Source organism: Eubacterium sulci ATCC 35585 (genome assembly GCA_001189495.1).
Classification (GTDB): Bacteria; Bacillota; Clostridia; order Peptostreptococcales; family Anaerovoracaceae; genus Eubacterium_B; species Eubacterium_B sulci.
On record CP012068.1, the window covers coordinates 1430912 to 1445439 of the forward strand.

11 protein-coding genes, 1 other RNA gene and 1 pseudogene are annotated in these 14528 nt (G+C 39.2%); 2 read left to right on the plus strand and 11 right to left on the minus strand.

The features are described 5' to 3' along the window. Positions 1-147: 147 nt before the first annotated feature. From ADJ67_06635 to ADJ67_06645, 3 genes are all read right to left on the minus strand, one after another. On the minus strand, positions 148-1035 hold the full coding sequence (locus tag ADJ67_06635; protein ID AKT47340.1) for a hypothetical protein: 888 nt from the start codon (positions 1033-1035) through the stop codon (positions 148-150). A gap of 191 nt (positions 1036-1226) precedes the next feature. After that, complete coding sequence (locus ADJ67_06640) at positions 1227-3872, minus strand: hypothetical protein (GenBank protein ID AKT47341.1); 2646 nt, start codon at positions 3870-3872, stop codon at positions 1227-1229. Positions 3873-4032: 160 nt separating this feature from the next. Next, positions 4033-4686 carry a hypothetical protein gene (locus tag ADJ67_06645; protein AKT47342.1) on the minus strand — a complete coding sequence of 218 codons (654 nt, stop codon included), beginning with the start codon at positions 4684-4686 and terminating at the stop codon, positions 4033-4035. Between the two features lie 242 nt (positions 4687-4928). On the opposite strand from ADJ67_06645, the gene ADJ67_06650 reads away from it, so the two are divergent. Together ADJ67_06650 and ADJ67_06655 are read left to right on the plus strand one after the other, a co-directional pair. After that, positions 4929-5939 (plus strand): hypothetical protein, encoded by a 1011-nt coding sequence (locus ADJ67_06650; protein ID AKT47343.1) that lies wholly within the window; start codon positions 4929-4931, stop codon positions 5937-5939. An 8-nt stretch (positions 5940-5947) separates the two neighbouring features. After that, positions 5948-6658 (plus strand): hypothetical protein, encoded by a 711-nt coding sequence (locus tag ADJ67_06655; GenBank protein ID AKT47344.1) that lies wholly within the window; start codon positions 5948-5950, stop codon positions 6656-6658. 124 nt (positions 6659-6782) lie between these two features. Here ADJ67_06655 and ADJ67_06660 read toward each other — a convergent pair whose 3' ends face one another. The 8 genes and pseudogenes from ADJ67_06660 to ADJ67_06690 form a co-directional block, all read right to left on the minus strand. Further along, positions 6783-7361: a hypothetical protein gene (locus ADJ67_06660; GenBank protein ID AKT47345.1), complete on the minus strand. Its 579-nt coding sequence runs from the start codon at positions 7359-7361 to the stop codon at positions 6783-6785. Between the two features lies 1 nt (position 7362). Then, complete coding sequence (locus tag ADJ67_06665) at positions 7363-8448, minus strand: membrane protein (protein ID AKT47346.1); 1086 nt, start codon at positions 8446-8448, stop codon at positions 7363-7365. A gap of 298 nt (positions 8449-8746) precedes the next feature. Next, positions 8747-9211 carry a transposase gene (locus ADJ67_06670; protein ID AKT47347.1) on the minus strand — a complete coding sequence of 155 codons (465 nt, stop codon included), beginning with the start codon at positions 9209-9211 and terminating at the stop codon, positions 8747-8749. A gap of 3 nt (positions 9212-9214) precedes the next feature. Then, positions 9215-9324, minus strand: a non-coding RNA gene (locus ADJ67_08215) — Hfq binding sRNA. A gap of 88 nt (positions 9325-9412) precedes the next feature. After that, positions 9413-11992 carry a hypothetical protein gene (locus tag ADJ67_06675; GenBank protein ID AKT47348.1) on the minus strand — a complete coding sequence of 860 codons (2580 nt, stop codon included), beginning with the start codon at positions 11990-11992 and terminating at the stop codon, positions 9413-9415. A 286-nt stretch (positions 11993-12278) separates the two neighbouring features. Next, the gene (locus ADJ67_06680; GenBank protein ID AKT47349.1) at positions 12279-12503 is read right to left on the minus strand and encodes a hypothetical protein; all 225 of its coding nucleotides are present in this window, start codon (positions 12501-12503) and stop codon (positions 12279-12281) included. A gap of 66 nt (positions 12504-12569) precedes the next feature. Further along, a pseudogene (locus ADJ67_06685) lies at positions 12570-13313 on the minus strand (hypothetical protein). A 255-nt stretch (positions 13314-13568) separates the two neighbouring features. Continuing rightward, the gene (locus ADJ67_06690) at positions 13569-14507 is read right to left on the minus strand and encodes a glycolate oxidase (protein ID AKT47350.1); all 939 of its coding nucleotides are present in this window, start codon (positions 14505-14507) and stop codon (positions 13569-13571) included. Between the last annotated feature and the right edge of the window lie 21 nt (positions 14508-14528).

The following is a 14528-nucleotide window of genomic DNA, read 5'->3' on the forward strand; positions in this document are numbered from 1 at the left end:
GTTTAAAACAAGAAAAAGGCTCCTGCTATCTTAAGTAACAGGAGCCATGGTCTATATTCACTTTTAATTATAGAAAACCTCTTTCGCTGCAATTTTAAATTTAAATAGCGAAAAGGTCAAAATCATCATTACAGATTACATGTGACATTACAGCATACTGTCTTCCATATGGCAAATAGATAATTCACTTTTTATTCCATTAAGTTCTATAACTAGTTTAGGCTCCTCAGAAACCTCCTTTATATTTAGCGTATCCTGCTTGCATAAAACTTTATTTAGTACTCCTTTTGTGACAAATCCAAATTCATCAGTAGATGCTATATATAGTTTAGATGTGGCTGAAAGCTGATTAATATCTAGCGCTCCCTCTACATTTTTAACATATAGTTTTGCGTCTTCATTTGTATCAATTTCGATATGGCTTTTTATATTTTCCAGGGTTATTTCTTTTGACTTCCCACCAAATTCGATATTATCAAGTTCAAGGTTTTTCAGTTCAAGTATATTTGTATTGCCATTCAAATCTACTTCACCCATATATAATTGTGGGATTAGAATTTTGATTGTTAGTTCGTTCTTTGCAACTGTTTCCGATAAATTTCCAACTCTTTTGATGTCAATGTCAATTTTTCTTTTGATGTCGTCAATCTTAGTTTTTAATTCATTTTGAATATCGGAAATTGTATCGGAAAGCAAAATCACCTTAACTTTTTCGCCTTCATATGCATAAAGCTTTAGCTTATTTGCCCCCATGAAGCTAATATCAAAGTCCTTTTTGCCGTCTATATCATACTCTGTAACACTTTCATATAGATAGTCTTTTGCAAGTGTTTCATGCTCAATATCCCTGCCCATTAGTTCGTCTAAAGAAAGCTTGAATAAATCAGCAATTGCTACTAGATTTTCAATATCTGGAACGCCTAGTCCTGTTTCCCACTTCGTGATAGCCTGCCTAGAGACCCCTATTTTTTCAGCCATCATTTCTTGTGATAATTTTGCTTGTTTTCTAAGTTCTCTAATTCTCATTGATATCATAAATTTATCCTCCATTTTCGTTTTACATGCACATACCATAGCAAATAGCTATTTCCAAAACAAGCAATCTTTCTTCACATTTTAAATAAAATCGCTACTTTTCGTAGCATTTAAATCAAATAGCTCCTGCTATCTAAAGTAGCAGGAGCCTTAACGTTTATTTATTTACTTATATTTATTTAATTACTTAACTACTGATATCTTCTTCTCTTGTTGTAAACAAGTACGAGTAGTCCAAGTGCACTTAGTCCAAAGAGTGCTGTCATGCCGCTTCCGAAGCCATCACCAGTATTTGGTGTAGGAGGCTTATCCTTCTTTGGTGTAGGATTCTTGGTATTTGTTATAGTCATCTTACCATCCTGGTCAATTGCGCTATAGCTTACCTTGTAGTGCTTTGCGCCAATCTTGATAGCACCATTTGCCTCGCCAACCTCACGAACACTGTAAACATTGTCCTCTGTTGCACCAGCATCTCTAACCTCTAGGTTATCGAACTTGGTTCTCCAGTTATTAGCACCTTCTAGAACTCTGCTAGCTCCTAGAGGGTTTCCGTTCTTGTAAAGCTGAACTTCTACCTTTGATTCTCTGTCACCAACCCACTTCTTAGTAACCTCAATTTCTCTGAGCTTAACTTCTTCGTTAGTGATGACCTGATCATAAGCGCCAGAAGCGTTCTTTGTAGCCTTGTAGCTAGCTCTTATCTGCTGAGCTCCAAATGTAGCATTTGCATCATTTGCCACCCAGTTTCCATCGGTATCCATCTCTCTTACGAAGTAGATATTAGGATTTGTTGTGTCCTGAGCATCGTTTACCATGTCGTACTTGAGTAGGTCTACGAACTTGAACTTCCAGTCGTTTGCACTACTCAAAGCAACCTGGTCAATCTGTGCATATGTATTAGCACCAGAAGTCATTAATTTGTCAACCTTTGCCTGGAAGATTTCGCTCTCGCTCATTCCTGTTGTATCAAGCGCGCTTCCGTCTGCATTTGTTAGGGCAACTGCATCAAAGTTAGCTTTTGTTATTCTGAAGAGACCAACAGTAACTGATGTAACGTGGTTAGTGTTGCTGTTTTCCCACTTCTTCGATACTGTCAAGTCAACCTTGTCGTAGTTAACTGGATCTCTACCAAATACTACTGCACCGTTTGATCCGATACCACCACCACGAGGCGCGGTGTTACCTGTAACGATAACCTTAGCTACGTTTCTTGCTGCAGCCTTACCCTCATCAGAAACAATCGCCTTAAGAGCAATCTTCTCTGTTATTCCATCAAGAGTTCCTCTGTCAACAACTGGGCTAACAGTGTTTGGATATCTTGGGCTTCCGTCTGAGTTACCTAGGTAAGCTTCGTCAATCTTACCGTCTTCATACCAGTGTACAAGCCAGTTATCAAGACCATTGTTAGAAAGAATCAAAGTCTGTGTTGCTGGGTCCTGCTTATTGATTGATGCTACATCATCACCTGCTGAGCCTGTATCGTTGTTTTCTGCACCGTTACCTGCTTTGTTATCAAAGAATGATGCTCCGTTTGTAACAGCTGTTGTTGCACTTCCTGTAGGGCAGAGCCACATTCCTCCACCTATCTTAGTAGCAGTGTTACCTGTTACGAGAGTCTTACCCATCTGAAGCTTGTATGGCACGGAGGCAACATAGATACCGCCACCTTGCTTACCAGCAGAGTTGTTTGTGAACTGGCCGCCATTGATGTAAACTTCCTTGGAAGCAACATAGATACCGCCACCAACTCCGTTCTCAGCATTCGGGTCTGTAATCTGATTTGTAACAGCTGTCATAGTAGCCTCATTACCTGTGATAAGACCATCATTGATTGTAACGCTCGCTGGGAAGAAGCCTCTCCAGCGTGCTTCACCAAATCTTCTTCCATCAGCTGAAGTTAGATAGTCAACTACACCAATACCACCACCGAACGGAGCCTTGTTGCCACTGATTGTACCACCATCCATGGTTAGCTTACCTGTACCGTTTACGGCTATACCGCCACCTAGTACTGCTGCTGTATTATTAGAGATAGTACCACCCTTTAGGTTCAGAGTACCTGTTGAATAGTAGTGTGCTGGATTACTGAAGTTATTCTGCATTGTGTAGTTTGTACTATATGTTCCAACTAGTATTCCACCATATTCTGCAGTATTACCTGTGATGGTACCACCTGTCATCTCCATAGTAGAGCTTCCCTTGATACCTTCAACTCCAACAGCTGAGTTTAGACCACTGCTTCCGCCATGCTCTAGAGTGTTGTTTGAGATATCTCCTCCATTCATGAAAAATGAAGCGCCCTCTGTAATCTTAACAACATTCGTAAACTGGTTGCTCATGTAGTTATCATGAATTGATCCACCGTTCATTGTAAGCACTGCATTAGGGCCCTTTGCCGTTACAATACCTACCATTGCACTGTTTGATCTCACATTCTTGATTTCTCCACCATTAATTGTCAATTTTCCCTGGTTGTTAATTACAGCACTCTTATAGTTTGTGTCCTTAGCATTTCCATCAAGCTTGATATCCTGCCATGTAAGGCTACCGCCCTCTTTGATATCAAAGGCAATTGCACTTGATGTTCTTGTCAAAGTCACTCCGCCCTGCAGTGTAATGCTCTTACCTGCTGGCACTGTAACTGTCGCAGTTAGCTGCATGTCATTCGCTAATACTATTTCTGTCTCGCCTGAAGAGTTGTTAATCGCCTGCTGCAATTCCGCAACGCTTGTTACCGTCACGGTAGCTGCTTCAGATCTCACGCCAAAAAGGGTGAATGTTGATATAACAAGCACCAATGTCAGCAGGATTGAAACGCACGATTTTCTTTTGCTCATTTCTTAACCTCGCTTTTCTAAATAAATAATTGATTTTACAATCAAATTAATGCCTTTGCCTTATTATAACCTAAACCTTCAGCAAATTGTAAACTATTTATCATATTTTTATACAAATTTTTATTAATAAAAAGAGGACGTCAATTTCGTCCTCAAAATTTTAATTATTCTCATCCTCACCGTCTTGAATTTCATCCCTTTTCGGCAAATAATCCCTAAAATACCTAGTCTCTTTTCCCAAGTTTAACAGGTTTTCCTTATCAAGTCCGTACTTATTCAAATACTCCTTAACAAAGCCAATATATTTTTCTCCGTCTTCCTTGTTTAGCTTTTTCTCAGGTTCAAAGAAGTAAATAACATCCTTCATAGAGCCCTTTACCATCTTGTAATAATATTCCGACGGTGCATCGTAATCCTGAAGATAATAAGCGCAGTAGTACTCAGTAGATTTCTCAAGATCTATGACATAAAAAGCACCGCTGCTGTCATCAAAGCCATTGTCGCAAATTATTCTTCTAAGCTTTCCTGATTCATATGCAAGTTCAATGTAAAAAGGACCTGAAGAGCTGAGTTCAAACCTGACAAAGTACTTATCCTTCTTAAGTTCATCAAATTGCTCTCTTGTCTCAATGTCATCATCGCTATAGATGTGAATATTAAATCCATCTGCCTGAAGCTTCTTCGATATGTCACCATTCCTCGCGCACCCCGAAAGGATAGCTGTAAAAGTAAGAGCCACTATTATTAAAATCAAAGTAAGACGATGCTTACTAGCGCTTACGCTTTTACTAGTTCTATTTGATATTCTCATCATTGGAATCCCCTTTTGATATATAGATAACAATTGGACTATCCGTAAAACCAAATTGGTCTCTACCTAAGCCTTTTATTATAATATAAATATAGAGCAAAATTATGTAAAAATCAACATCTAAGAAATTTGTATAATCGAGTTATTTATTTAGTATATTTGTTTTGAGTTTTATGATACAATTATAGAACATTCAAAAGAAGGAAATGTTAAGGATTAGATTTATATTAAGAAAGGGATATTTAATGAATAAGAAGATTAGAAAAATAAGCTTGCTTTTATGCACGCTTGCGCTTGTTAATATACTCGCACTAGGAAGTGTATTTGCTAGCTACGAAGTTCCAAATTACACAAAGATTGTAGCAACAGTTGATGGTTCCGCACCTGCACCAGATTATTTGGGAAGGTTCGATTTTGAGCTTAGAGATTCAGAAGGAAATCTGATTGGCTACGATAAAAGTATTGACAGTATAGTTCCTGAACCATTTGTAAACAGATACGGCGACGGAAGTAACATTGAATTACAATTATATAATATTTTCAAGATATATATTCAATTTAAAGTTCCAGAACAAGGTCCTGGATATAGAGATTTTACATTAAAACAAATCCCTACGGGAATAGCTGATATGAAATACGACCCTAAGATATACAATATCAGATTGCATTATAGAGCAATTATCAATCCTGATGGCAGTTTCTACAAAAATGAAATCGATTATTATGAGGTAGAAGGAAAAACCTACGATGCATTTGGAAGTCTATTTACCCTAGACGAAAATGGTACTAGAGTTTTTCCTTTGGGAGCGCACCTTAATTTCCTATTCAACAACAAAACCGTCCACTACACAAGCCACACTGTAAACAAGGTTTGGAAAAATGGTTCTGAGACATCTATTCAGGCTCAGCTTTATCAAGATGGTCTAGCATACGGTGCACCAGTAGAGCTAAATGCAGCTAATGGATGGACATACACCTGGACAAACCTAGATGATAGCTATAACTGGACAGTAAAGGAATTCAGCGTCCCTGCAGGATACAAGCTCGATATAGAGACAAATGCAGATGGTTCAGTTACAACGCTGACTAATACCAAACTCGCAAGCCCAAGCATCCCGCCTGCAAATACTGTTAAGGCTAGCCCTGTAAACACAGGCGATAGCTCAGATGCTGCAGCTTGGTTCATGATGTTTAGCACATCACTGCTTTGCATCTGCTTTGTCCTATCTATCAAACTCAGAAAACAAGAAAGATAACAAGACAAATGAACATAAATCAGATAAAGTATTTAGCAGTAATATCAATGCTTTGTGACCACATAGCCTATGCATTTTTGCCATCTAGCTCTACCCTTTACATGGTAATGAGACTATTTGGTAGAATTGCAGCTCCATCCATGTGCTTTGTTTTAGCGCAAGGCTTTATACATACATCAAATCGAAAAAAATACTTTATAAGACTTCTCGTTTTCGCCCTTATATCTCAGCTACCATTTTCGTATTTCGGTTTCGGTAGCTATACCGGACCTATGGGTAATGTCATATTCACCTTGGCTTGTGCTTTTGCAATAATGGCTGTAATCGAAAATTTAAAGACTATAGGCAAAATACCAGGAGTAGTCGCTGTAGTATTGCTTCTATTCCTCTCAATGCTATCAGACTGGATAATACTAGCACCGATGTTCACTCTATCCATCTATTTCAACAAAGATAATAAGGATAGACAGGCCATAGGATATTTGCTAGTCAGCCTAGCAACCTTTGCAGCTAGCGTCTACTTCGCACTGCAACATGGCGAGCCGTGGCAATATCAAATTTGGCAGCTCGGTACAGTACTAGTAATTCCAATCATCTATGCCTATAACGGAAAGCCGGGAAGCAAGGCCGCTTTCAACAAGTGGTTCTTCTATGTCTTCTATCCAGCTCACCTAATGATACTGGGCATACTTTGCTGGGACTACTCATTTGCAATATAGCTAGCAAACTCCGGATGAAAATAAGTCAAAACTACAGCAATCAAAAATAAATATGGCGTCCAAAACTTTCTTTGGGCGCCATTTTTTTAATAATATAAGCACATATTTCAAATCCGCACTTTAATTAAATTTTATTTCTAGCACTTAATGTAAGTACTATCGGTAAAATCACTCCAGCAAGCATCATAAGTCCACCTAATATAATCAAAATTACACTTAGGGCTATGAATATAAAGTTTGTGCTATTACGCACCTGAAGTGTGAAGCTGCTATAGTCTGCATATTCTCTTCCGATTACTCTTGCTCCAAGCGTTTCTTTTCCATCTTCTGATCCTGCTTCATTCTTTGCCGAAATTGTATAGCTACCAGCTTCAGTCTCAAAAGTATATATCTTTACTCTTGTATTTCCATTTACAGTTACAGTCGACTCTCCTAGTGGGTTTGATAGCTCAACTTCCTTACCTGTTTCATCATTTACTAGCCTTGGCTTTGAAGGTGCAATACTATTGACACTGCTATTTGGACCACTGAGCCAAATGCTATAAGTGCCTTTTGCAGGAATTAGCATAGTTCCCTCACTTCTATCGCATGCTACCTCATAAATGACACCTGCTTTAAAAAAGCTAATAACTCCCATTACTCCTAGAACCAACGAAATTAATCCAATTGGTATAAGTACACAAAAAAGGTATCTCTTCTTCATCCTAATCCTCATCTTCCTTTTTACTCAATCTACGCTTATGATCTAAGCGATGCTCTTCGCTCTCTTCAAAACTCTTATCTGCCCCATGCTCATGCTTTTCCGAATCTCCAATATGCCTATGAGTATGTCCATGCTCTATCAAATGTGTATGCGTATAACCATCGTGCGTGTGCCTTATCAAATGGCTGTGAACATGGCTATGCGTTTGAACTAGCGAATCAGATACAACAAAAGCTGTTCCGATTATCATTATTATTAAAGCAATTAAGTATTTCCAAGTAAGCTCATCCCCAAGCAAGGCAAAGGCAAAAGCCGCCCCTATAAACGGTGCAATGGCGTAAAACGCACTAGTCTTAGCCGCCCCTAAATATCTCTGTGCTCTAATATATGTAAAAATGCTAAGTCCATAAGCAATAAAGCCTAGCACTCCTGCAAAGAAAACATACTTTATCTCTGGCAAGCTCTCTCCCATTAATATAGCTACTATGAAAGATCCTGTGCCTGAGCCAAGTCCTTTTATTGTTACAATCTCATATGTACTCTTATCCGAAATGCTTCGCGTACAGTTATTTTCCATTCCCCAACAAAGTGTTGCGAGTAAGACGAAAATTGATCCATACGAGAAACTAAATTCACTCTCTCCGTCTACTGATAGGATTATGCTAGAAACTGTTATCAGCGCTATCGCCATCCATAGTTTTCTTGAAACCTTTTCTTTGAAAAGTAGAAGCGCAATCATGGCTGTTGCAACAATCTCGAAGTTTCCAAGAAGCGAAGCATCTGAAGCATGTCCCAGCCTTATTCCAATCATCAGGAATATAGGAGCAGCGATATCAAGGATAATCATTCCCAGAGTATAAGGCAAATCCTTTTTCTCTAGCTTCTCCTCCTTAACTCTATTTCTATTAAATAAGTACATGGTACCAACGCCTATACCTGCACCAAAGTATAAAAACGAAGCCATAAAAACTGAAGGAACATGATCTAGCAAGAGTTTAGATATAGGAGTATTAATCGCATAAAAAACAGCAGCTAAAACCGCATATATAACTGCCCCAAGCTTCTTATCCTTCAAATACTCCTCCATTTCCTAGCACATACGCGCTTCGTCAAAGCTTACTAACTTCCAATTTTCCTTTCCAATTATATATGATTTTGAGCATAGAGTCGACCCCTAAAACGCGCTGATATCTTCTCTTTTTCTACGCTTTCAACAGTCTGCATCGGACTTTATCATAAACAAATATACCTTTGTTTAGTGAGGATCTTTATTATAGAAAAACCATCCCCACGTTGAACGTGGGGTTTTTCACATTCGGGCATAGCCCTTGCTCCTCGCTACGCGTCCAACGCGTAAACGCTTCTGCCAACTGCGTTCACTTAGTTTACTTTTTCTTTTTACTTAAATATCCAACTTCGGCTATACTTAATTGATCTCCCAACTTATCTTCTTCAAGTTGATTTCTTATGTACTCCGCAATTCGGCTCGTGTTTTTTCCAACCGTATCTACATAATATCCTTTGCACCAAAACGACCTATTTTTATATTTATATTTTAGTTCGCCGAATTGCTCATATATTAGCGTACTGCTTTTACCTTTTAAGTACCCTACAAAGCCTGAAACTGCCATTTTGGGTGGTATTTCAACCAGCATATGTATATGGTCAGGACATACCTCAGCTTCGATAATATTTATCCCTTTCCATTCACACAGTTGTCTTAAAATCTTTCCTATTGCTACTTTTTTCTGTCCATAAAACACTTTTCTTCTGTACTTTGGTGCAAATACTATATGGTATTTGCAATTCCATTTCGAATGCGATAGACTATTTATGTCGTTAAGACCCATGATCTCCTCCTCCTAGGATTTTGCAGTTGGCAGACCGCAATTATATCCTAACGGAGAGAGGATTTCTGGTCAAACGCGTAGCGTACACTGAACCCCACGTCCAACGCGGGGTTTTCTTATTACAAAAAGCACTCCGAACATATCGAAGTGCTTTGATTTACATTTACTTCTTCCTTTCGCCTCTGCTACTAGGAAATAGTTCTACTTATTTAGCTTTCTCTTGTAGCTAACTGCTCCAAGGAGACCTGCTGAAGCAGCAAACATGCTGAGCATCATGATTAGGTTTCCTGCATCATCACCTGTGTTAGGCTTGTTTGATGTCTTTGGTGCTGTAGGATTTGCTGGTGCAACTGGTGCAACGGGTACAACTGGCACCTCATATTTGTTTGTGAACTCAATATCATTAGCTGCTGCAGCATCCTTCTGGATATCTACAGTTGCAACAAGCTTGTTATCAGCATCAGTAGTTACATCAACAATAACTGTGTACTCTGCTGCGTCATATGTGTAGTTAAGTGCATTTGTATTAAGCTCAACTACCTTGTATGTGTACTTACCAACTGCCTCAAACTTGATATCGCCAAAGTCTACATCACCTGCGCCATTTACTGAAATAACCTTCTTATCAAGTACTGAACCTGCAGGCATTGGAACATCGTTTACACCTACTGCAGTTGTTCCTACCGCGCTAAGCTCAAACTTGAACTCTTCTGCCGTAGGGGCCTGATCTCCTGTCAAAGCCTTCTTAACCTTGAAGTTTGCAGTTGTATAGTTGAATACATTCTTAAATGCTGGCTCGCTATTTACTACAGCCTTAAGTGTTCCGTTATCATTTGTTACTGTAACAGTTACTTCCTTCTCTGTAGTATCATATACCACGCCTGCTAGAGGATTTGCTCTGTTCTCTGAAACCTTGAACTTATATGTTCCTGGCTTCTTGAACTCAATCTTGTCAAATTCAAAGCTTCCGTCTGTTCCTACAGCTTCTGTAAGAGCCTGTGGCATTGTTACACCATCATATGTTTCAGTTGGAATCTGAGCTAGTGTTACCTCAAATGTATTTGCAGGTATTGTTAGAGCTGTATTATCCTGATCAACATATTCCTTGCTTCCTTTGATCTTTGCATCTACCTTCTGGTAGTTTGGCACGATTGCTGAGAATCCTGGCTGCGTTGCATTCTGAATTGAGAATGTTCCCTCAGTTGCATTTAGTGAACCTGATGTTGTATATGCTGGGTTTGGCTTAAATACATTGTTATCAAACTTATATGCCCCTGGTGCTGATGTCTGAACTAGACGATAGTCGCCTCTTGATAGGCCTGTGATAACAGCTTCTCCACTTGCATTTGACTTTGCGATTGCCTTACGGCCTCTGATGTAGTAATCTGACCACTTGCCGTTTAGCTTTGTCTGAATCTTAAACTCAGCTCCCTTTATAGGAGTTGTGTTGTCAATCTCATCTACAACCTTTACACGAATTGTTCCTGCTGCTACTGTTGCGCTTCCCGCAGACTTATCAATTGTGTAAGTAACTGAAGCATTATCGCTTGCCTGATCTGATGAAATCTCACCCTTGTTAGTTACGTTCTCTAGTCCTGTGATTTCTGGATAGTGAGTGTCGAACTCAGCAAAGAATGTAACTATGTTACCCTGTGAAGGTCCGTTTGGACCATAGATGTCTTTAATCTTGTTCATACCACCTAGATTTGGTTCTAGGTCAGTGTACTTAAGTGAATCATTTGATAGATTAGCTATGAAAGTATCTCCACCTGTCGCTGGGTCTCTAAACACACCATAGCTTAGCTTCTGAGCCTTAATCTTAGCATAGAAGCTATCGTATGTATCTGAAGAGCTCTGCGTAATCTGCGTGAAATACTGTGATACAGGAAGCCAGTTACTTCCTGATTCAACAGGCATTATTGCTCCCGCAGCTGCTTGTGCATAGTGTGGGTTTCCACCTGCTGGAACCTCAGCCCAGTTATATCTAACAGCCGTAAATGAAATTGTATCGATATCAATTACACCATTATGCGGAATCTTATCTACGAGCATCAAATTTGTCTGCTCCTGATATGTTCCAAAAGTGTTATCGATATTGTTATATGTGTTGAAAAGTCTGAGCGAACCTAACTGGTTTCCGATTAGCTTGATGTGTGCTGTATCGTATCCAGATGTCCATCCCTGCTTCTCTATCAATCTGTTGTTGATTGTTCTAGCACCTGGACTTGGACCAATTCCACCAGTTCCTGTTCCAGGAGCTGCAGCTTTAACCTTAAATGTTACGTTTGCATTTGCATCTTCGATTGTAAGAGCCTTAGTCACAGGATTTCCATCTGTTGCTCCGTTATCTAGAGCCTTTAGGCGTGCTCCCGTATAGATACTTCCTGTCAAGAAGTTTCTGTCTGCTGGGAAATCAGCACCTAGTGTAATCTTGACCTCTGTACCTGTAACTACTGCTGTAGCAATCTGCTGTCCATTATCAGAGAAAATTGCAATCTCTGAGCTTGGGAGACTTCCGAACATCGTTCCAATATTTGTAGAAAGATTGATCGTATCTCCTGGCTTCATTGCGTTACCTGACTGTGTTTCGATATTAAAATCGAACTTTAGTGAAGCAAGCGAACCAACGTCTACCTGACCTGGCGAAACCTGAATGTTTGAAACGGTTATGTTATAACCATCTTTAGATGTAGTTGCACTTGCATCATCAATATTTGAAAAAAGCCCAAGTGTAACTGCTATTACTGCTATCAAAGCAATAAATTTCTTAGTAATTTTCACTTTATCCCTCCCCTTTTAATCATATCGCTGGCAAAGCTCTAGCGATATTAACATCTCTATATCAATATATATTATTCACCATCTGTAATCAAGTAAAACACACTAAATTTAATAATTTTTATACAAATGTATATAATTATATTAAATTCCACACTATCACAGCAATTTGTGTGAAAAAGTAGCGATATATTCAAAATGACAGATGATTTAATGTAAAAAACTGCGCACTATTTTGCACGCAGTTTTAATTACAAATTGATTAATAATTATCACTATAAATGTATGATTACTTTCTTCTTACACTAAATAAGATCAGCAAAGCACTAAGCACCATTTGAATGAGTGCACCTGGAACTACTCCTAGCAAATCATATACCCAAGCTATGATTCTTGGTACTGAAAAGCTTCCGTTTAGGCTTCCTGTAAAGTACATGATTAGAATAATCAGTGATGCGACAAACCAGATAACGCCAAAGAGTAATCCAATCCAATCAATTCTTTTCTTTTCCATCTTAACCTCCTAAAATTCTCTCTGACTCAATATTATATCAGTTTTAATCCATTTTTCTACATTTTTTTACGTCTTTTCCCGGTATTTGTATCTGCGGCGGCTCGTATAAATTCCTAGCGCAAGGATAAAAGGAGAAAAGAACATGATAATAAGAAAATATCCACGGTATCTGACGCTTGCCTTAAGTACTACCCTTCCAGAAACAGGCTTCAGCTTATTACCCGCTTGCATCTTTGAAATCTTATCTCCATCAATATCATTCTTAGAATCAGTAAGCTCTTCAAGAGCCACATCATCTCTAATTTCAAATACAGTGTCATACACGCCTTGGGAGTTTCCGAGCTCATCAAAGTAATAGTACTTTCCGTTTTTTCTCCATATAGAGCCCGTCGTCTCTCCTAAGTCTTTTAACTTTTCCCAGCCATCCTTGCTTCCCAAAGAGACTACTTCAGTATCCCATGAATATAAAAACACTCTAGTATAACCTGATAGCCATCTCCTATTTATCCAATCTCTTTCGTATGCTCTTAGAAAATATAGGTTTTCATTATCGTTAAAAACACTCTTTGACAAGACTTCGAGCCTCCCTTCAAAGGGGTTCTTCCCAATACGGACTTGTTTTTTCTTAATCTGGTTGTAAATATAGATACCATCCTTTGATGTAAATATCAGGTTATACACATGCGCGCTGCCATTTCCGATAACCGTGTACGGCTTAGCCTTTTCATCAAAGCGATATGTACCGCATGAAACGCTCCCGCTTTCTTTATCGTACACGAAGCTTTCACCCTGTTCAGCTGATACCGTCTCGCCCTTATATTCCGGGAAACTCTCTCCCTCTCCTGAGCTACTTGCTAAGTCTTTCTCAAAAATAGGCAGATGCACATCTGTTAAAACTACAAAGATAAATGCAGCTACAAAGATAACGCAAAAAATTAAAGGTAGAAGGGTCACTAAAAGCGACCGTCTTCCACCTTTTGATTTATGATTATATTTATTTGCCGATTTATTTCTGTGCTTCTTAGTCAAAGTTATCGCCTCGCAAAAGCATGAGCTAGATTCTAATTAGTAATGAAGTACGGTTTTATCAAAGTGCTTAACATCCTTCACTCCGGTGTACATCATCATTTCCTGAAGTTCTTCATTCATCTTCTTCATCTTCTTAACTACGCCGTCCTTACCCTCTTTTAGAAGCGGCGAGAGTATTCCTCTTCCTACCGAAACGCCATCTGCACCAAGAGCAAGGGCCTTATATGCATCATAACCCGTATCCATTCCGCAGTCTACAAAAATTTTCATGTCAGAATCACCTAGCGCATCCTTTATCAAAGGCAGAACCTGCAGTGGTGCGATTGCAAACGGAAGTCTACCATGGTGATGAGAAACAACTATTGCAGCGCATCCAGCTTCCTTAGCCTTTAGTGCATCTTGAACCGATAGAACTCCCTTTGCTACGAAAGGAAGCTTTGAATAGCTCACATAATCCTTTAGATCCTGGAGGCTTACCATTCCCATAGGAAAACCGTCTACGACATCGTATTTGCCATTTGTTCCTGGCACGTGATCTATGTCAACTCCTACTGCCGTGCTACCGCATTTTACCGCAAAGTCAATCTCTGATAGTATCTTTGTCTTATCAGCAAATGGCTTAATTATACGAACGGTGTCCGCATTTTGTTCAATGATAGAAAGATAGCTCTCGTCATCCTCCATGCCAACCCAGTTCAGCGTCTGCATTTCCTTAGCTGCTAGGCTGTATTCCTCCATAGGGGTTTGGCCATTATCCATAACCTTGTTAAGGTGAGAAAACGCCGGTGTCATTATTGGAGAAGCGTACTTCTTTCCGAAAAACTCAACCTCAGTATTCACCTCTGTGCTATCTATCACACGCATTTCTACATGTATTCCATCAAGGAAGGCACGATTATATACATTGGCATCATCTGCCTTACCACTAGTCACCGGTATTACACCAGGCTTTCCTGGCCACTTATTATTTTCCATAATTCTCCTCTTTCTTAGGAT